This window comes from Synechococcus sp. CS-603 (genome assembly GCF_977929215.1).
Map to the genome: position 1 here is coordinate 2,102,840 of NZ_OZ376778.1, position 18,423 is coordinate 2,121,262.

General features: G+C 66.2%; 21 protein-coding genes and 1 tRNA gene. 16 read left to right on the forward strand and 6 right to left on the reverse strand.

The genetic code is table 11. The features are described 5' to 3' along the window. Positions 1–13 precede the first annotated feature (13 nt). From csoS2 to cbbX, 8 genes are read left to right on the forward strand one after another with little or no spacing between them, the layout of a single operon-like run. Positions 14–2,470 carry an alpha-carboxysome scaffolding protein CsoS2 gene (gene csoS2, locus ACXMDM_RS11050; RefSeq protein ID WP_499569604.1) on the forward strand — a complete coding sequence of 819 codons (2,457 nt, stop codon included), beginning with the start codon at positions 14–16 and terminating at the stop codon, positions 2,468–2,470. Between the two features lie 40 nt (positions 2,471–2,510). Beyond that, a complete protein-coding gene (locus tag ACXMDM_RS11055) occupies positions 2,511–4,109 on the forward strand; it encodes a carboxysome shell carbonic anhydrase (RefSeq protein ID WP_499570409.1) in 1,599 nt (532 codons plus the stop codon). Position 4,110: 1 nt separating this feature from the next. Next, on the forward strand, positions 4,111–4,383 hold the full coding sequence (gene csoS4, locus ACXMDM_RS11060; RefSeq protein WP_071801783.1) for an alpha-carboxysome shell vertex protein CsoS4: 273 nt from the start codon (positions 4,111–4,113) through the stop codon (positions 4,381–4,383). Beyond that, positions 4,383–4,634 carry a carboxysome peptide B gene (locus ACXMDM_RS11065; RefSeq protein WP_071801784.1) on the forward strand — a complete coding sequence of 84 codons (252 nt, stop codon included), beginning with the start codon at positions 4,383–4,385 and terminating at the stop codon, positions 4,632–4,634. The genes csoS4 and ACXMDM_RS11065 overlap by 1 nt, the downstream gene beginning before the upstream one ends. Before the next feature lie 52 nt (positions 4,635–4,686). After that, positions 4,687–5,229 carry an alpha-carboxysome major shell protein CsoS1 gene (gene csoS1 / locus ACXMDM_RS11070; protein ID WP_499569607.1) on the forward strand — a complete coding sequence of 181 codons (543 nt, stop codon included), beginning with the start codon at positions 4,687–4,689 and terminating at the stop codon, positions 5,227–5,229. Between the two features lie 5 nt (positions 5,230–5,234). Continuing rightward, entirely contained in the window at positions 5,235–5,705 is a 471-nt protein-coding gene (locus tag ACXMDM_RS11075) for a ferritin-like domain-containing protein (RefSeq protein ID WP_071802336.1), read from the forward strand. Positions 5,706–5,763: 58 nt separating this feature from the next. Next, positions 5,764–6,012, forward strand: a complete 249-nt coding sequence (locus tag ACXMDM_RS11080) for a 4a-hydroxytetrahydrobiopterin dehydratase (RefSeq protein ID WP_259722999.1) — start codon at positions 5,764–5,766, stop codon at positions 6,010–6,012. After that, on the forward strand, positions 6,012–6,965 hold the full coding sequence (gene cbbX, locus ACXMDM_RS11085; protein ID WP_259723000.1) for a CbbX protein: 954 nt from the start codon (positions 6,012–6,014) through the stop codon (positions 6,963–6,965). The genes ACXMDM_RS11080 and cbbX overlap by 1 nt, the downstream gene beginning before the upstream one ends. A gap of 8 nt (positions 6,966–6,973) precedes the next feature. Here cbbX and dnaA read toward each other — a convergent pair whose 3' ends face one another. After that, on the reverse strand, positions 6,974–8,398 hold the full coding sequence (gene dnaA / locus ACXMDM_RS11090; RefSeq protein WP_259723001.1) for a chromosomal replication initiator protein DnaA: 1,425 nt from the start codon (positions 8,396–8,398) through the stop codon (positions 6,974–6,976). A gap of 96 nt (positions 8,399–8,494) precedes the next feature. On the opposite strand from dnaA, the gene ACXMDM_RS11095 reads away from it, so the two are divergent. Together ACXMDM_RS11095 and ACXMDM_RS11100 are read left to right on the forward strand one after the other, a co-directional pair. Further along, positions 8,495–9,646, forward strand: a complete 1,152-nt coding sequence (locus ACXMDM_RS11095) for a trypsin-like peptidase domain-containing protein (RefSeq protein WP_259723002.1) — start codon at positions 8,495–8,497, stop codon at positions 9,644–9,646. Then, positions 9,643–10,290 carry a TIGR04282 family arsenosugar biosynthesis glycosyltransferase gene (locus ACXMDM_RS11100; RefSeq protein WP_259723003.1) on the forward strand — a complete coding sequence of 216 codons (648 nt, stop codon included), beginning with the start codon at positions 9,643–9,645 and terminating at the stop codon, positions 10,288–10,290. The genes ACXMDM_RS11095 and ACXMDM_RS11100 overlap by 4 nt, the downstream gene beginning before the upstream one ends. 11 nt (positions 10,291–10,301) lie before the next feature. Here ACXMDM_RS11100 and ACXMDM_RS11105 read toward each other — a convergent pair whose 3' ends face one another. Continuing rightward, positions 10,302–10,808, reverse strand: coding sequence for a GNAT family N-acetyltransferase (locus ACXMDM_RS11105; RefSeq protein ID WP_370454114.1), 507 nt, complete (start codon positions 10,806–10,808; stop codon positions 10,302–10,304). A 69-nt stretch (positions 10,809–10,877) separates the two neighbouring features. On the opposite strand from ACXMDM_RS11105, the gene ACXMDM_RS11110 reads away from it, so the two are divergent. After that, the gene (locus ACXMDM_RS11110) at positions 10,878–11,675 is read left to right on the forward strand and encodes an alpha/beta fold hydrolase (RefSeq protein ID WP_259723004.1); all 798 of its coding nucleotides are present in this window, start codon (positions 10,878–10,880) and stop codon (positions 11,673–11,675) included. Here ACXMDM_RS11110 and ACXMDM_RS11115 read toward each other — a convergent pair. Together ACXMDM_RS11115 and hisG are read right to left on the reverse strand one after the other, a co-directional pair. Beyond that, a complete protein-coding gene (locus tag ACXMDM_RS11115) occupies positions 11,648–13,447 on the reverse strand; it encodes an ABC transporter ATP-binding protein (protein WP_259723005.1) in 1,800 nt (599 codons plus the stop codon). The genes ACXMDM_RS11110 and ACXMDM_RS11115 overlap by 28 nt on opposite strands. Continuing rightward, on the reverse strand, positions 13,447–14,106 hold the full coding sequence (hisG, locus tag ACXMDM_RS11120) for an ATP phosphoribosyltransferase (RefSeq protein ID WP_071799568.1): 660 nt from the start codon (positions 14,104–14,106) through the stop codon (positions 13,447–13,449). Before hisG ends, ACXMDM_RS11115 begins: the two co-directional genes overlap by 1 nt. A gap of 29 nt (positions 14,107–14,135) precedes the next feature. Here hisG and gloB point away from each other — a divergent pair, with 29 nt between their 5' ends. Beyond that, complete coding sequence (gene gloB / locus ACXMDM_RS11125) at positions 14,136–14,936, forward strand: hydroxyacylglutathione hydrolase (protein WP_071799569.1); 801 nt, start codon at positions 14,136–14,138, stop codon at positions 14,934–14,936. Between the two features lie 22 nt (positions 14,937–14,958). Here gloB and ACXMDM_RS11130 read toward each other — a convergent pair whose 3' ends face one another. Next, complete coding sequence (locus ACXMDM_RS11130; RefSeq protein ID WP_370454115.1) at positions 14,959–16,152, reverse strand: ABC transporter ATP-binding protein; 1,194 nt, start codon at positions 16,150–16,152, stop codon at positions 14,959–14,961. 64 nt (positions 16,153–16,216) lie between these two features. Here ACXMDM_RS11130 and ACXMDM_RS11135 point away from each other — a divergent pair, with 64 nt between their 5' ends. The 4 genes from ACXMDM_RS11135 to ACXMDM_RS11150 all read left to right on the forward strand — a co-directional run bounded on the left by ACXMDM_RS11135 (position 16,217) and on the right by ACXMDM_RS11150 (position 18,189). Beyond that, positions 16,217–16,618, forward strand: coding sequence for a Rid family detoxifying hydrolase (locus ACXMDM_RS11135; protein ID WP_071799570.1), 402 nt, complete (start codon positions 16,217–16,219; stop codon positions 16,616–16,618). Between the two features lie 96 nt (positions 16,619–16,714). Beyond that, entirely contained in the window at positions 16,715–16,984 is a 270-nt protein-coding gene (locus tag ACXMDM_RS11140) for a hypothetical protein (RefSeq protein WP_071799571.1), read from the forward strand. Positions 16,985–17,037: 53 nt separating this feature from the next. Continuing rightward, entirely contained in the window at positions 17,038–18,093 is a 1,056-nt protein-coding gene (locus ACXMDM_RS11145; RefSeq protein WP_233830846.1) for an NAD(P)-binding protein, read from the forward strand. Positions 18,094–18,115: 22 nt separating this feature from the next. Next, a tRNA-Pro gene (locus ACXMDM_RS11150) sits at positions 18,116–18,189 on the forward strand. A gap of 65 nt (positions 18,190–18,254) precedes the next feature. Here the strand turns inward: ACXMDM_RS11150 and ACXMDM_RS11155 are convergent. Beyond that, positions 18,255–18,377: a hypothetical protein gene (locus tag ACXMDM_RS11155; protein ID WP_499569614.1), complete on the reverse strand. Its 123-nt coding sequence runs from the start codon at positions 18,375–18,377 to the stop codon at positions 18,255–18,257. Positions 18,378–18,423: the final 46 nt, after the last annotated feature.

Consider the following 18,423-nt stretch of genomic DNA (forward strand, 5'->3'; position numbering starts at 1 on the left):
TCACCGGGCGGATATGGCAATTCAATCCAGTCGCGAAGCCTCGCTAGCGCGACGTTTGGCACTCTCCACCGCCGGGAAAACGGCCGAAAAGCGTTTTTCAAACAGTCCGATCCGGACGCGCAGTGCAGCGGAAGCTCGGCCGATTCGCCAGGAGGCTGCGGCTACTCCTGCGCCGCCGGCTGCTGTTGCCATGCCGTCGCTCTCCAGGCCGGCCACGCATCAGGTCAGCACCCGGATCCGCGGGCCCCTGCCCAATCCCACCCGCGACCTTGCCCTGGCCCGCCGCGAAGCCCTCAGCAAGCAGGGGAAGCGGGCCGCCACCACCAAGGACCGCACCCGCAGCGACACTCCGCCGAGCCAGCCCGCTCCTGCGGCTGTCGTGGCTCATTCAGCGCCAAGCCAGGTGACTCCCCTGTTCAGCGGTGGTTCTGCGCGCCCCTCTAGCGGCCATGCCGGTCATGGGCATGGCAGCAACAGCCATCGCAACGGCCCGAAGCGGAGTGCCCAGCACAATCCGAACCGGGCGATGGCGCTGGCCCGTCGTGAAGCCCAGTCCAAGCGCGGCAAGTCAGCGGTCACCAATGGATCCACCGGTGCCGCTGCCGTCGTGCGCCAGTCGAATCCCGACATCAGCAGCCGGGAACTGGCCCACCGCATCCGCGATCTCAAAAGCAAGACCGGTGCTGCCGCCGTGGGCGCCTGCAACGGCGTCACCCGCCCGACCGGCCCTCGCCGGGGCATCAACAAAGTGGCAGGAGCCCAGGACGCCACCTGGAAGGTGGGCGCGGGTGAAACCAGCCGAGGTCAGGTCGTGACCGGCACCCAGGCCAACCGTTCGATCAAGACCACCGGCAACGAAGCCAGCACCTGCCGGCCGATCACCGGCACCGACTACATGGGTGGCGACATCTTCCGCACCTTCTGCCAGGGGGAAGCCAAACCGCTCCAACCCGCCAAGGTGGGAGTCACCGCCACCAGCCACGGCAACCGGGTCACCGGCAATGAGGTGGGCCGCTCTGAAAAAGTCACCGGCGATGAGCCGGGAACCTGCAAAACCATCACCGGCACCGAATACCTCTCGGCCAACCAAGGCGTGGCCTTCTGCGCAACCAACAGCGGAACCAACAGCGGCAGTGCCAGCGCCCAGCCGTCCCCCCGCAAGGTGGGCCTTGGCCAGACCCTGGCGGGTCGCCCCATCTCCGGCGTGATGGTCGGGCGCTCCGAGAAGGTCACCGGCGATGAGCACGGCTCCGGCCTGCGCACCACCGGCACCCAGTACGTGGGCAGCGATTCGACCAGCACTCCTGGTGTGGCTCCAGCCAAGGTGGGATCCGTACACACCCTGCGCGGCACAGGCATCACCGGCACGCTTGTGGGCCGCAGTGAGCTGGTCACCGGCAACGAACCCGGCACCTGCCGCCTGGTCACCGGCGACGAATACATCGGCAGCCAACAGTTCGAGGGTTTTTGTGGCGCCCGTCCCCAGCCCGAAGCCGCCAAGGTGGGCCACAGCCTCACCAACAAGCAGTTGGTGGTCTCCGGCACCATTACCGGCCGCTCGTCGAAGGTCACCGGCGATGAGCCAGGCACCTGCAAAGCCGTGACGGGCACGCCCTACGCCGGGCTGGAGCAGGCCGGCGAATGGTGCCCGACCGCAGCGGTTGAATCCATCCGCCAACGCCGCCCGATGGGCATGGGCACCCCTGGCCCCAGGTTGAGCGGCCTCCAGCCCGGAATCGGTGGTGTGATGACCGGGGCCAGCAAAGGTGCCTGTGAGCCCCTCACCGGCACCCCCTACGTGGGCGTGGACCAATACAACGAGGCCTGCAGTGCCGCCGAAGGTCACGAGGCTGACTTCCCCCAGCCACTGGAGGCCCAGCCCTGGCAACGTTTCAGCGTGCAGTCGCCCGCGCGGGCGGCCCATCAGCATCAGGAACGCAGCAGTGCCGTCACCGGCACCCGTTACGAAACCAGCGCCAGGATCACCGGCCCTTTTGATCTGGCCGGTGACACCGTCACCGGCACCGAACAGTTCCGCTTCGACCGTCGCGCGCCCCAGCAGGCGGCTTCGCACCAGCAGCTCGCTGCACCCAAGATGATGCCGCCGGCCGTGCGCCGCCGCCCCCCGGTTTCGGCCATGCCGACCGCGCCTGACGCTCCTGAGCCTCTGGCTACTCCAATCCAAGTGGAGGAAGAGGCACGGCCGGTTTCCAGGGTCACCGGCGAAGGCATCTCCGCCGGGCTGCACATCACCGGAGACGACTGGGACCGTGGCAAGCGGGTCACCGGCACCGAAGGAGTGTCGGCGCGACGCCGCAATCCCACCCGCAACGGTCCCCTGCAGGCGATGGCTGCGGTGGCACCTAAGCGAAACGACCAGATGGTCCAACCCGTCAGCCGGGTCACCGGCTCCAGCGGCAACACCAACCAGGGCTCCTTGATCACCGTCTCCGGCGGCGCTCGCGGTTGATCGCCATCCTCTCCCTCCCCCCGGTGCGCTGACCTTGTCGATCTCGCGACGCCATGCCCCAGCCGATCGCCCCCTGGCGCCTACGGCGCCGAGGCGGCGTCCTCAGCTTTCAGCGGCAGCTGAAGGCCAGGAGCTGGGCGGCTCAGCCAACAGCTCAGGGCCAAGCGTCCCCAGCCCCCGCCAAGCAGCCAGGGTCCGGCCGATGCGCAACTGGCGGCCGATCGCCCCAGCGGAGAGCCACCCCCTCACCGACCAGACGGCCAACGCCCGCCTCCAGGCCTACGAGAGTGCGGTGAAAGGGGCCTTCGATCGAATCGTGCCGGTGCTCAAGCGGCTCTCGGCCCTGCAGCACGAAGACGGTTTTGTTGCCGAAGCCCAGCGCCACGCCGAGGCCGAGCTGGGCTTCACCCTGCCGGAGTCGATCCTGGAGAAGGCCTGGGTCAGCCAGCTCGACATGCGCTCCCTGTTCGCCTGGTGCGTGTTTGAAACCTACGAACGGGTCAGCGAAACCTTCTTTCGCGAAGACCCGCTCGACTGCCGCGAGGGCACCCCGGCTGCTGAAGCCTTCAACGCCTTCCTGCTCTCCTCAGGCTTCCACCTGCTGGATGTCACCCCCTGCGCCGACGGCCGCCTCGCCCACACGATCAGTTACGCCCTGCGCCTTCCGTTCAGTTCCGTGCGTCGCCGGCCCCATGCCGGCGCCATGTTCGATGTCGAAGACACCGTGGATCGCTGGGTGAAAACCGAGCATCTGCGCTACCGCGAAGGGGTTCCCAATCAGGCCTACGACCCCACCCGCTATCTCAAAGTGGTGGTGTATCACTTCAGTTCCATTGACCCTCACCATGAGGGGTGTGCGGCGCACCACTCCGATGACGCCGCCGCCGCCGCCAGTGGCCTCTCCCGCTTGATGGATTTCCAGCAGGCGGTGGAGAACAGCTTCTGCTGCGGGGCCTCCGTGGATCTGCTGCTGATCGGCCTCGACACCGACACTGACGCCATTCGGGTGCATGTGCCCTCCAGCGAAGGCGGCACCGATCTGGAGCATTGGCTCGATGCCCGTGAGGTCCATGCCGCCACCCTGCGCATGGGGGCAGAGGCGGCCAGAGTTGAGATTCGCTCCAGGGTGATGGCGGCGGCCGCCGCAACACCGGATGAGGGCATGGTCAGCCTGATCAGCCGGCTGGTGGAGCACAACATTTCCCAGATCGACTATGTGCGCAGTTATCACGGCGGCGCCTATGCCGATGCCGGCCACGCCGAGCGGTTCATCGGTGTTGGCATCGGCTTCAAGGAAATCCATCTGCGCAATCTCACCTATTTCGCCCATCTCGACACCGTCGAGGAAGGGGCCGCCGACCTCGACGTGGGCGTCAAGATCTTCACCGGCCTGAATGTTTCCAGGGGTCTGCCGGTGCCGGTCGTGGTCCGCTTCGATTATCACGGCAGTGTGCCGGGAGCCAGGCAGAGGGCGCTGCTGCAATGCCGCCGTACCGCCAGCGCCATCGAAGTGCGCTACGCCAAGCTGTTTGATCAGGGATTGCTGCACACCTTGCTGACACTGCGCGACCGGGATCAACACGCCCCCGCTGAAACGGTCGGCTCATCGATCCAGCTCGAAGCTCAGGGAGGTCATTGAGATGTTGATCTGCAAGGTTGTCAAACCACTTGTATCCACCAACCGAATCCCTGGTTTCGAGCACAAACACCTCCAGGTGGTGCTCGATGGCAGCACCCAGAAAGTGGCTGTCGACGCGGTGGGCTGCATCCCCGGAGACTGGGTGATCTGTGTCGGCAGTTCGGCCGCGCGTGAGGCCGCCGGCAGCAAGTCGTATCCGAGTGATCTCACCATCGTCGGGATCATCGATTACTGGGATCCAGACAACCCCAGCAACCCGGGAGGTCCACCCTGATGGAAATCATGCAGGTGACGGGCTCGCTGGTCTGCAGCCAACGGGTCGACGGGTTGCGCCACTGCAATCTGCGGGTGCTGCGTTCCAACAAAGGCAAATTCAGCGTGGCCGTTGATCCGGTCGGGGCCTCCCCCGGCAACTGGGTGTTCACCTCCAGTGGCTCCGCCGCACGCTTCGCCTCCGGCAATCCCGATCTCCAGATCGATCTCACGATCAGCGGCATCATTGATTTCTGGGAACCAGATGGCTGAGTTCCCGCTCCCCCGATCGCGATCCGCCCAGCCAATCGTCTCTGCCCGATCCATGGCCACCCCCGCTCCCCGACAACCCTCCTCCAGGCGCAGCTCCACCAGTCGGGGCGTGGCCGCCAGCAGCCAAGCGAAAGCCCTGCCGGCGGCCACGGCGAAAACGGAGCCGGCCTCGCCTGATCCGAAGACTCCAGCTCCCACTCCAGCTCCAGCAGCGACTCCGGTGGGTGGTAAGCCCCAGGAGCCGCCCAATTCCAACCCACCCCCATCCCCCTCCACGAGCAACGCCATGGCCTCAGCACCTCACGGCATCGCTCTCGGCATGATCGAGACCCGCGGACTTGTCCCCGCCATCGCGGCGGCTGACGCCATGACCAAGGCCGCCGAAGTCACCCTGGTGTCCCGCGAATTCGTGGGCGGTGGCTATGTCACCGTGATGGTCCGAGGCGAAACCGGTGCCGTTAACGCCGCCGTTCGCGCCGGAGCCGATGCCTGCGAACGGGTCGGTGACGGTCTGGTCGCCGCCCACATTATTGCCCGCCCCCACGTTGAACTGGAGCCCGTTCTCGCGCCCAGCGGTGTTGATCGGAGGAGCTGATCGTGATGGCTGGCGTGCATCCCCGGGTACTCGGGTATCTGGGCAGGGCCCTCAGCCTGGAGTTCACTGCCGTGCAGCAGTACATGACCCAGGCGTCACTGCTGGCGTTCTGGGGCGACAGCGTGGCCGCCGAACGCATGCGCCGCGAAATGGTGGAAGAGATCCAGCATGCCGAGCAACTCGTCCAGCAGATGCTCCTGCTCGGTGTGATTCCGGCAGCCTCCCAATTGCGACCGGTGCAGAGCTCCGGCGATCTGATCGGGCTGCTGAATCAGGATGCGGAACTCGAAGCCGAACAGATCCAGCATTACGCCGAAGCGTCGCGCTTTTGCACCCTGATCGGTGATGCGGCCAATGCCTCCTTCTTTCAGACACTCTGGGAGGAGGAAACGCAGCTTGGTCAGGATCTGGAGCGCTGGCTGCAGGAGCTCAGGGGCCGCCACTGGGGCACGACCAATCAGCGGGCCACGTTCTGAGTGCACTGGCACTTGGCGCCAGTGCTGGCCTCATTTTCTTCTGAGCTAGGTTTCAACCATGGAACAGCCCTGGACCAAACGGCAGCGGCCCGAGCGTCTGGAGCGCCGCATCGAATTCGCCGATTACGAAAGCACCCGCCTGTTTCTGGAGCGGCTCAACGAGCTCTCTGAAAAGCAGCAGCGCTATCCGGATATCAGCTTTGGGCGCACCTATGTGAATCTCACCCTGCGCGCTGAGCCTGATGACAACCCCCTGGGCGATGCCGAGTTCAGCTTCGCCACTGCCGTCGATGCCCTGGGAAACTGATGGAGAGGCTGGCTGGCCCGGATGCCAACGCCGGTCTGGCGATTGACGATGACACGCCGGTTGATCTCAGGGAGGCCTACAACGACACCGGGGTGGATGAGGTTCTTGAGCAACTCGACCGCGAACTGATCGGGCTGCGGCCGGTGAAAACACGCATCCGCGAGATCGCGGCCCTGCTGGTGGTGGAGCGGGCGCGCAAGCAGGTCGGTGTGGCCACCGGCGCCCCCAGCCTGCACATGTCCTTCACGGGCAGGCCGGGCACGGGAAAAACGACGGTGGCCGAGCGGATCTCAGAGATCCTGCACCGGCTGGGCTACGTGCGCAAGGGCCATCTGGTCACCGCCACCCGCGACGATCTGGTGGGCCAGTACATCGGCCACACCGCCCCAAAAACGCGCGAGATTCTCAAGCGGGCGATGGGCGGCGTGCTGTTCATCGACGAGGCCTATTACCTCTACCGCCCGGAGAATGAACGGGATTACGGCGCCGAAGCGATCGAGATCCTGCTGCAGGTGATGGAGAACAACCGCGACGATCTGGTGGTGATCTTCGCTGGCTACAAAGACCGGATGGATGTCTTTTATCAGTCCAACCCTGGCCTGTCCTCGCGGGTGGCCAACCACATCGACTTTCCCGACTACAGCGCAGCGGAGCTGCTGGGGATTGCCAAACTGATCATGGCGGCTGAGAGTTATCGCTTCAGCGCCGAGGCCAGTGCGGCCTTCGCCGATTACATCCAACGGCGCATGCAGCTGCCTTTCTTCGCCAACGCCCGCTCGATCCGCAATGCAATCGATCGAGCCCGTATGCGCCAAGCCAACCGCCTGTTCAACCACCGCGGCAGTGGCCTGACCAAGGGCGATCTGATCACAATCGAGGCCGAAGACATCACCGCCAGCCGGGTCTTCCATGGCGAAGTCGAAGGGCTCGACCCCAGCCGCCCCCTCACCTGAAGTTCGCGTCAGCGGCGGCGGCGGCAGTCGATCTGGAGCAGATCACGCACCTGCTGCAACTGGCGGGCCAGGGAGGGATCGATCGCCAGCTTTTTCTCGATCTGCTCAACGGCATACATCACCGTGCTGTGATCCTTGCCGCCGAAGGCATCGCCGATGCGGGGCAGGCTCAGATCGGTGCTCTGGCGCATCAGGTACATGCCCATCTGCCGCGCCTGGCTGACAGCCCGTTTGCGGCTGCTGCTGCGCATCTCTTCAACGCCGATGCCGAAGACCTCGGCCACCTTCTCGATCACCTGCTGGGGGGTCACCACGACCTCATTGCCGACAGGATCGAGCATCGGCGCCACCGATTCCACCGTCATCGGCAGTCCGGTGATCGAGGCGAAGGCGACGGCCCGGGTGAGGGCACCCTCGAGTTCACGGATGTTGGAGGTGAAACGACCCGCCAGGTATTGGATGAGATCGCGGGGCAACGACATCCGCTCCTGCTCAGCTTTCTTGTGGAGGATCGCCATGCGGGTCTCCAGATCGGGGGCCTGGATGTCAGCGATCAGGCCCATCGAAAACCGCGAGATCAGCCGCTCCTGCAAGCGCGGAATCTGGCTGGGGGGGCGATCGCTGGCGATCACGATCTGACGGCCCGCCTCATGCAGGGCATTGAAGGTGTGGAAGAACTCCTCCTGGGTGTACTCCTTGCCTTCGATGAACTGGATGTCGTCGACCAGGATCAGATCGGCGGCCCGGTAGCGGTCGCGGAATTTCTGCATGCCGTCCTTGCGGATCGCCTGGATCAGGTCGTTGGTAAACGACTCGGTGGAGACGTAAAACACCCGGGCGTCGGGATCGATCTCGACGCGGTAGTGGCCGATCGCCTGCATCAGGTGGGTTTTACCCAAACCCACACCACCACAGAGGAAGAGGGGATTGAACTCGCGGCCGGGCGCTTCGGCCACCGCCAGCGAGGCGGCGTGGGCCATGCGGCTGTTCGGCCCCACCACAAAGCGGTTGAACACGTAGCGGGGGTTCAGGCCCGGAGCGGGACGGCGGGGTGTTTCCCCCCGCGGTGCTGAGCCGGCGTGCATGGAAGCCGGAGCGGACCCACCAGCAGCCTGCAGGGAGGTTGCCTCCACCACTCCAGCGCCACCGCCAGCGCCGCCGTCGAGGCCCAGATCCGCGGCGGGACCCACGGCCGTCTGGACCTCCACCCGCAGAAGCTGGCCGGCCAACTCGGAGGCCACCGCCTCGATCGTGGTCAGGTAATTCTTGCGCAGCCAGCCGCAGGCAAAGCTGTTGGGAGCCTCGAGAAGCAGCCGTCCATCAGTGAATCCGGAGCAACGGGCCGGCCGGATCCAGGTTTCGAAGGTGGGCTTGCTGAGATTGGCCTGGAGGGCTTCTTGTACCTGGCGCCACAGCTCCTGACCCTCCTGCACCTCCCCCTCGTCACACAGTGGCCGAATATAGGCAGATCACCAGCGAACGTCCGCTCTCCATCCGGCGGTTTTCAGCCTGGGACCACCCCCTCCGCCATGACCTCTGCCCAGCCCACCGCCAAGGCTGTTTTTCTCCGTGGCTTGCTGGCCGCCGGCAGCACCGGTTTTCTGCTGGCAGGCTGCAACCTGCAACTCCCCAGCCTTGTCAGGGAGAGGGTTGAGCCTTCCGAGCCAGCCAAGGTGAGCGATGCGCCGGCAGTGGCCCCGCTGCAGCTCGGCAATCGCTTCATCGTTGATGCCGTCGACAAGGTGGGGCCGGCGGTCGTGCGTATCGACACGGTCAAACGGGTGATCAATCCCATCGGCGGCCTCTTTGGCGGCAGCCCATCGATCCGGCAGCAGCAGGGCCAGGGCTCCGGCTTCATCACCCGCTCCGATGGCGTGATCATCACCAATGCCCACGTGGTCGAAGGCACCAACGAGGTGTCCATCACCCTGCCGGATGGGCGCAATTTCAACGGCAAGGTGCTCGGCAGTGATCCGCTCACCGACATCGCTGTGGTCAAGGTGGTGGCGACGGGCCTGCCGGTGGCGCCCCTGGGCGATTCCTCCAAGGTGCGGCCGGGGGAGTGGGCGATCGCGATCGGCAACCCCCTCGGACTCGACAACACGGTGACGGCCGGGATCATCAGCGCGACCGACCGCACCAATGCGATCGGCGAAGGCCAGCGAGTGCCCTACATCCAGACCGATGCCGCCGTCAATCCCGGCAACAGCGGCGGTCCCCTGATCAATGCCGGCGGCCAGGTGATCGGGGTCAACACCGCCATTCGGCAAGCGCCCGGCGCCGGACTCAGTTTCGCCATCCCGGTGAATCTGGCTCGCCAGATCGCCGCCCAGATCCTCGAAACAGGACGGGTCTCACACCCCTACATCGGTGTCCGCCTGCAGGCGCTCACCCCCCAGCTGGCCCGTGAGATCAACGCCACCGCCGCCAAGTGCCGCCTGCCGGAAATCAATGGCGTCGTGGTGGTCGAAGTGCTCGAAGGGAGCCCGGCCGAAAAGGGCGGACTTGAGCCCTGCGACCTGATCGAACAGTTGGATGGCAAGCAGGTCGGCAACCCCACCGAGGTGCAGCTCGCCGTGGACAGGGGCAAGGTCGGCAAGGATTTGGTGGTGCGGGTGCGCCGGGGTGATCAGAGCCTCAATCTCACCGTGCGGCCAGCCGAGCTGAGCCGCGACAGTTGACGCGCCGATCAGCTCCAGCCAGTGGCCCCAGGCGCTTGGTGGTGATGAGCCGCTGGCCAGCGCCCGGTCGCTGCAAGCGGCGCCTGGCCGCCAGCCTCGGGGCGCCGATGGCGGCCCGGATCCAGCAACGCCTCACCGGCCACACCCTGGCGGTCGCCCGGCGCTGCGCGACGGCCACAGCTCCGATCGAAACCCTGCTGGCCGTCGCTGGACTTGGCCCGAGGGCCGCGAAGCGCTGGGCAGCGGCGCTTGGAGCCGATCGGTTCAGCCTCCAGGGTGAGGGCAACCTCGGCCTGCGCATGGCGCGTCAGACCAGACATGCCTTCCGGGAGGGCGCCCGGCAGGTGGTGCTGATCGGCACCGACCTTCCCGGGCTGGAATGGCGGGATCTGCAAGGCGCGTTTGCGGCCTTAGAGCGGGCACCGCTGGTGCTGGGGCCTGCCCTCGACGGGGGCTATTGGTTGATTGGCATGAACCGCTTCCATCCAGCCCTCTTCTGCGGCATCGCCTGGGGCGGACAGGCCGTGCGGCACCAGACCCTGGAGGTGGCTGCCGGCCTGGCCCTGGAGACGGCCCTGCTGCCGCTGGCGGCCGACCTCGATCGTGTCGGGGATCTGGGCCCCTGGCAGGGCCCGACCGTTTAAAGCCAGGCCATTCAGGGGGAATACCAGAAGGCGCAGCGTCGTTGACGGGGCTCCAGCTGCCAACCCTGCAGCTGGTAGAAGCCGATCACGTCGGGGTCAGCGAACAGGGTGACGCGCTCCACCTCCATCTGCCGCAGCTGCTCGAGCACGAAAGCCATCAGCTCCTTGCCCAGCCCCGCCCCCTGGTAGGTGGGATGGACCGCCACATCCCAGACCGTGGCCTCCAACACCCCATCACCGGTGCAGCGGGCAAAGCCCACCAGCTTCGGCAGGCGTGGATCGTGTCGCCAGAGCCCCACCCTCAGCAAGCTGTGCTCAAGCGCCTTGCGCACGCGGCGCAGGGGCCGGCGGCTCCAACCGACGGCATCGCAGAGCCTCTCGAGTTCGAGCAGATCAATCTCCCTCTCCAGGCTCAAGACGAGCTGAAGCTTCGGATTGGGCGTGGGGCAGACCCGGAACTGGGAGCCGTAGGCACTGGCCAGGAAGTCGGTGGAATCCAAACCAGAGGGGCGCGGCAACGCAATGGCACGATCCTGCCCGATCCTCGGCGCGCCGTTGCAGGCTGGAAGGCAACCAACGCTGAAGGGATGCCAGCACGCAACACCGGCGACCCCCTGTTGATCTGCCTGCATGGCTGGCTGCTCTCCGGCCAGCTTTGGCATCCCCTACTGGAGGAACTGGCACCCCGCTGGCGGGTGGAGGCGCCCGATCTGCCGGGGTTCGGTCAGCGGCCCCGACCCCGGGGCCTGCAGCCAAGCCTGGCCAGCTACGGCCGCTGGGTGGCCCAGCAAAGCCTGGAACAGGCCGGCAACAGACCGATCGTGCTGGTGGGCCATTCACTCGGTGGCAGCCTGGCGCTGCATGCCGCTCCCCTGCTCGGTGACCACTTGCTTGGGGTGATCCAGATCGGCGTCGGCGGAGGGGTCTACCAGCCACGGGCCTTCGCCCGGCTGCGGCAGGGGGGCGCCGCCCTGTTGCGCTTCCGGCCAGGCTGGCTGGCCGGCTGGCCGGGAACCGCCTCGATCCGCAGTCCCCTGATCGCCGATCGCCGTGCCGCCCTGGGGCTGCTGGCCTGCAGCACCAGCCGGGCGGCCGTACGCGAGATTCCAGGCCTCACCGCCGCCCTTCAGGTGCCGAGCCTCTGGATTGCCGGCAGCCGTGACCAGGTGATGGAGCCCCGCTACGTGCGCCACCTGGCCGGCTACAGCGACCAGCATGAGCTGGCGGTCCTCGACGGTTGCGGCCATCTGCCGATGCGCGAGAGCCCCCGCCAGCTGGCCGCCCTGATCGACGCCTGGCTGGAAAAACGGATCGCTGGCAGCGGCAGAACCAGGGATGGCCAGGGCTTCCCCAGCGCTCAGAGCCTGACCAATCCACGCTCCTGAAGTTCCGCCAACTGGGCATAAAGGCCACCCTGCCGGCGTAGTTGCTGGTGGGTGCCCTGCTCAATCAGCCGGCCCTTGCGCAGCACCAGGATGCGATCAGCCGCCTCCACAGTGGCCAGGCGGTGGGCAATCACGATCGCCGTACGGGCCTTGAGCAGCCTGTCGAGGTCGCGCTGCAGGGTGGCCTCGGTGGAGGGGTCGAGAAAGGCGGTGGCCTCATCCATCACCAGCACCGAGGGATTGCGGATGGCGACCCGGGCAACCGACAGCAGCTGCCGTTCTCCGGAGGAAAGATTGCCGCCGCGCTCCCGCAGTTCCGTGGCCAGGCCATCGGGGAGCCGGCGCAGCAGCGCCTCAAGGCCCAGGCCTCGGCAGAGCGCCAGCATGGCCTGGTCGTCGATGGCGGCATCGAGGCGCAGGTTGTCGGCCACATTTCCGCTGAACAAAAAGGTGTCCTGCAGAACCACACCAAGCCGCTGGCGCAGGGTGGCAATCGGCAACTGGCGGATGTCGATGCCATCGAGCAGGATCCGCCCCTGTTGCGGCTCGTACAGGCGGCAGAGCAGGCGGATCACGGTGGTTTTACCAGCGCCGGTGGGGCCGACTAAGGCCACATGCTCACCAGGCGCGATCTGGAAACTCAGGTCGCTCAGGATCGGATCATCGGGGCGGTAGGCAAACGAGACGTTCTCGAAGATCACCTCGCCGGCGCTGGAGCGCTCCAGGCCGGAATGGACGGCAGCAAGGCTGCGCTGGGACTCGGCCAGGTCGCTGATCTCAATCGGTTCTTCGAGGAGCTCGCCGATCCGCTCGACGGCCGTGAGACCGCCCTGAATCTGGGTGAAGCGTTCCGCCAACTGGCGCAGCGGATCAAACAGCCGCTGGGAGAACAGGATGAAGGTGGTGAGGGTGCCCAACCCCATCGCCCCCGTGGTCACCATCCAGCCACCGAGAGCCAGCACCACGGCCACGGCCGTCAGCGACACCCATTCCAGGAAGGCCGAGATGGAGCTGTCGTAGAAAATCGTGCCTCCCACCGCCTTGCGGTAGGCGTCAGTGGTGACGGAGAACCGCTGCGCATTGGTGCTCTCCCGCCGGAACATCTGCACCACCTCCAGACCCTGGAGGTTTTCCTGCAGGTCGGCGTTGAGCTGGCTGAGCTCCTCCCGCACGCGGTAGTTGGCCTTGCGGTAGCGGCCCTGCAGCCAAAGAATCGACAACACCACGGGGATCTGGATCACCAGCAGCAAGGCCCCGAGCCGGGCCTCGATCGTGAGCATGGTGATGGCGATCACCAACAGGGTGACCAGATCGGCCAACACCCCCACGGCCCCGCTGCCGAAGACTTCAGCAAGGGCATCGACATCACTGGTGAGGCGGGTGAGCAGCTTGCCCACGGGGGTTCGGTCGTGGAAGCGGAGCGAGAGCTCCATGGCGTGGCGAAACAGGTCGTTGCGGATCCGGGCCGTCAGCCGCTGTCCCACCGCCTGCACGCTGTAGCTCTGGACCCCCTGGAGAGCGAGCCGAAACAACACGGCCCCAAGCAGCAGGAACACCAGCAGACGCATCGCCTCGGGGACCGCCAGACCCGTAAGCCAACCGAGGGTGGGTTCCCGGCGCAACACCGAGATCGCCTGACCCACCAGCAGGGGCTGAATGGCGGAGGACAAGGCCACCGGAATCAGCAGCAGCAGGGTGAGCAGCAGGCGGCGACGGTCGCGACCCAGGTAGGGCAGCAGCCGCTGCAGGCGGACCCGATCAAGCCTGGCCATCAGGCCACCCCCGCAGGGCTGGCCAGCCTTGAGGTGGCAGCAATCCGCTCCACAATCGACTGCAGCTCCCCTTGATCGAGGCGCAGGGCGATCGGGTGACCGATCAGGCGGGCCGTGCTGGTGAACAGGTCTTCGATCGCCACCAGGCCGTTGTCACGCAGGGTGCGGCCTGTGGCCACAAGATCGACGATCGCCTCGGACATGCCGGTGATCGGACCGAGTTCCACCGATCCGGTGAGCTGAATCAGCTCCACCGGCAGATCGAGCTGGTCAAAGAAAACTTCGGCGCAGCGCACAAATTTGCTGGCCACCCGGCAGTGGGCCGGCAGATCGGCGGCGCGGCGGTAGCCACTGCTGGCCCTGACGGCCACCGCCATGCGACAACCACCGAAACCGAGGTCGAGCAGGGGCGCCACGGGCAACTGGTGCTCACGCAGCACATCGTCACCGACGATGCCGAGCTGGGCCTGGCCGTAGGCCACATACACGGGCACATCGGCATTGCGCACCAGCAGGGCCCGGGCCTTGCCGCAGGGACTGGGCACCATCAGTTGGCGATTGTCGTCATCAAGCAGGGTGCTGAAATCCAGACCGGCAGCAGCAAAGCGCCGCACCGAATCCTTGAGCAGGGCCCCCTTGGCCAGAGCGACGGTGATCATGGAACTACACCGCAATCTGGACTTTAACGATGGGCCCAACCGGAAGCGAGCGGGCCGCTGATGTGGCGGTGGACGTGGCGGTGGATGTGGCCCTGATTCCTGTGCTCAGCGACAACTACGTGTTCGTGCTGCACAACAGCCGTCGGGCGGTGGTGGTGGATCCGGCGGTGGCGCCGGCGGTGATCCGCTGGCTGCGGCAGCGCGGGCTGGAACTCGAAGCGGTGCTGCAGACCCATCACCACAGCGATCACATCGGCGGCACCCCGGGGCTGCTGGCCGAATGGCCTGGCGCCCAGGTGATCGCCGCCGCCGCCGACCGCGAGCGCATCCCCTTCCAGACCCGATCGCTCAACGGCGGTGAGGAGCTCACCTTGCTCGGTCGCACCATCAAGGTGCTGGCAGTGCCCGGCCACACCCGCTCTCACCTGGCCTATGTCCTGCCGGCCGTGCCCGGCGGTAGCGGCGAACTGTTCTGCGGCGACACGCTGTTCGCCGGTGGCTGCGGGCGCTTGTTTGAAGGCAGTGCCGAGCAGATGCAGCGCTCGTTGCAGAGCCTTGCTGCCCTGCCCGCCGACACCCGGGTCTGGTGCGCCCACGAGTACACGCTCGCCAACCTGCGCTGGGCCGCCAGCGTCGCCACAGCTGGCGCGCTGGCCAGCAGGGCGGCGATCGAGGCACGGCTGCTGGAGGTGATCACCAAGCGCCGGGCCGGCGCCTCGACCATTCCCAGCACGATCGCCTTGGAGCGCGCCACCAACCTGTTTCTGCAGGCGCAGAACCCAGCCGAGCTGGCCGAGCGGCGGCGCCAGAAGGAAAGCTGGGCAGGCTGAAGCTATGGGGCAGATTGAGGCCCTAGGCAAATTGCGGCTCAGTTGGTTGCGGATCGCCTGCAACGGGCAGGACGGTGAGTCCCTGGGGAAAGAGCAGGGCAGGCTGGCCGGGGCGCAGCCGCAGCCGGCAGCGCTGGCCGTGGCTGAACTCCTGATCCAGCGGCAGCCGCAGCCGCAACTGGATCGGCGCTTGACCCGGATGGCTGAGTTGCACCTGAAGTAACCATTCGCGACCAAGGAATTCCCGGCCCGTCACCCAGGCATCGCCTTGGGGATCGTCACTTAACTCCAGCCCAGTGGGATCGAGCAACACCTCCAGATCGCTGGATTCAGCCATCTGCCCGTTGCCGGCCTGGGAGTGGGCCGGCTCCAGCCAGCCCAGCGGGGTGAGCAGCCGCTCGCCCTGCCAACGGGCCGGCAGCAGGTTGCGTTGCAGAACGAAGCGCCCAACAAAAGCACTGGCCGGTTCAGTCACCAACTCAAGCGGGCTGGCGCACTGATGGATGCGACCCGCCTCCATCACCGCCACCCGATCACAGATCGCCAGGGCCTCTTCGGGATCGTGGGTCACGATCACACCGCTGGCCCCGCAGCGGCTCAGCACACCGTGGAGCTCGCCGCGCAGGCGCAGGCGCACATCCACATCGAGGTTGGAGAAGGGCTCATCGAGCAACAACAGCGCAGGCCCTGGCGCCAGGGCACGGGCCAGGGCCAACCGCTGTCGCTGGCCTCCTGAGAGCTCGTGCGGAAAGCGATGCTCCAGGCCCTTGAGTCCGAGCAGCTCCAGCAGCCAGCTCGCCCGGCTGCGGTCCTGGCGTGGCCGCAGGCCGAAACAGGTGTTGCGCCAGGCGTCGAGATGGGGGAAGAGGGCGTAATCCTGGAAGACCATGCCAACGCCGCGCCGCTCCGGCTCGACCCAGCGCTGGCTCCCGGCCACTTCCTGGCCCTGAATCAGGATTCGGCCACGGCTGGGGCACTCAAAACCGGCGATCAGGCGGAGCAGGGTGGTTTTGCCGCAGCCCGATGGCCCCAGCAGGCCAACCAGTTCGCCCGGGCGCAGGTTGAAGTGAATGCCTTTGAGGATCCAGTCGTCCCCAGCAGGCGATTGCCCGTAGCGATGCCAGACGTCTTCCAGACGCGCCGGGTCGCGATGAGGCGCTTCACTCCAGCCGGAATCACTGGAGGAAATCGGGCTGGCAATCGGGGAAGAATTCAAGGGCGATGTCGCGGTCGGTCTGCAGCCGAACACCCGTAGGCTCGTGATCCCATCATCCCTTGCCATGCCCTTGGCTTCTGTCCCTGAGGCGATCAACACGGCAGCGGCCCCTGCTCCGGTCGGTCCTTACAACCAGGCGGTGAAGGCAGGAGCGCTGCTGTTCTGCTCCGGTCAGATCGCGCTGGACCCGGCGACGGGGGGCATGGTTGGGGACGGAGATGTGGAAGCTGAAACCCGGCAAGTACTGGCCAACCTCGCAGCGGTGCTGGCGGCCGCAGGCTGCAGCGCCCAGCAGGTGGTGCGCACCACGGTGTTTCTGGCGGATCTGGCCGATTTCGCCGCGGTGAACAAGATCTATGCCGAAAGCTTCGGAGCCGGGGTCTCGCCGGCACGGGCCTGCGTTCAGGTAGCGGCCCTGCCGAAGGGCGCCCGTGTCGAAATCGACTGCATCGCTGTGTTGACGTAACGCGGGGTTGAGGTAACGAACAACACCGTCGGTAATCAAGGTGACAGTCAGCAGCTGGCACAGTCACCACAATGGGGAAATGCTTCAGCTCACCCCATGGCGTCCTCTTCTTTCAGCGTCAGGTCTGTTTTGAACGAAAGCTCCCGCCGCCTCTACCGACTGGTGGATCAGCAATGCTCGCCCCACCCCGTGCTTGATGACCATTTCGAATCGATGGAAGCCGCCTGGGAAGCAGCCCTTAATTGGTGGCAAGACCAGGTAGGTGCTGTGGAGCAGCCAATCGGCATAGGCGTCGAGGTGAGCACCCCCAGAGGTGACTGGCGCACCTTGCGTTATCCCGGCACCTGGCCGGGGCTGATGCACTGATCAACAGGTCGGACCATGTGGCGGTGATTGGTGCGGGTGTCTCCGGTTGCGCATTGGCATCCGGCCTCCGCCACAACGGCTTCGACGGGGAGATCAGCCTCTGGGAAGCGGGGCGTGGCCCCGGTGGCCGCTGCGCAACCCGCCGCAGCCGCGTTGATCCGAGTTGGCGGCTTGACCATGGCGCCCCCTTGTTTAACATCAGCGGCCTCGAGCCGCTGCCGCTGCTTGAGACCCTGGAAACTGGCGGCTGGATTGAGCCCTGGACCGGAACGATCGGCCGCCTCGATAGCCAAGGAAATTTTCAGCTCAAAGTCAGCGCCCCCCTGACAGAGGGCTTTCTCTATCGAGGCTGCGGCGGCAGCGATGGCCTCTGCCGCGGGCTACTGGCCACGGCCCGCGGCCTGATCGACAGCCATTACGGTGTTTTGGTGCGTCGCCTGGAGCGCACAGCCGATGGACAGTGGCAGCTGTTTGGCGCCCTCGGTGAGCAACTCGCTGTTGTCAATTGGTTGCTGCTCAGCGGCACCCTTCTGGCCCATCCCCGCAGCGTCGCTGTGATGGGCTGGAGCGACATCCCCCTGCGCCAGGCTGCCGACGCCGATCCTGCCCTGGGTCAGGCGCTTGAGGCGATCGCCACACTCAGCTACGTGCCCCGCAGCAATCTGCTGCTGCGCTTCGAGGCCGAAGCCGCCCTGGCCTGGCGGGCGCTGCCATTTCAGCTGTTGCAGTTCGCTGATTCCCCCCAGCGGCACTGGGGTTGGCAGCGCCTGTCGATTCAGCCACTGCCTGACGGCCGCTGTGGCGTGGTGCTCCACACCGACGCCACGGTGAGCGATGGGCAGGACCAGGCCTGGATCCAGCAGCAGTACCACCGCCTGATGGAAACCTTGGCAATTTGGCTCGGCCCCGCCCCGCTACCAGCCGCTGATCGGTCGCTGATGCGCTGGCGGGCTGCCTTCCCGCTGCCGCCAGGACTGGACATCGCAACCATGCTCTGCCCCTCCAGCCAGATTGCCTTCTGCGGCGATGGTGTGGCCGGTCCTGGCCAGGGCCGCGTCGAGGGAGCGCTGCGCAGCGGCCTGGCCCTCTGCGAGCAATTGCTTGGCTAGGCGCCAGGTAAGCTCAGAAAACCGGGGCGTGGCGCAGCTTGGTAGCGCGGGTGCTTTGGGAGCACTAGGTCGCAGGTTCGAATCCTGTCGCCCCGATTGACTTTTCAGCGATCGACCTTCGGGCGTGAGCAGAAAACGAGCAGAAAACCGACCGAGAGGCTTTAGCTCAGCTGCCGCCTGACAACCCAGCTCTGGCCCTGAAACCAGGCCTCGATCTGATCCACCAGCTCCGGCGGGCAACTCACCTGGCGCCGGGAGTCCACCGGAGCGCTTCGGGCGGCCACAGCCAGGCCGTCATCCTTCTCCGCTCAAGTGTCACCTGCTCGGAAT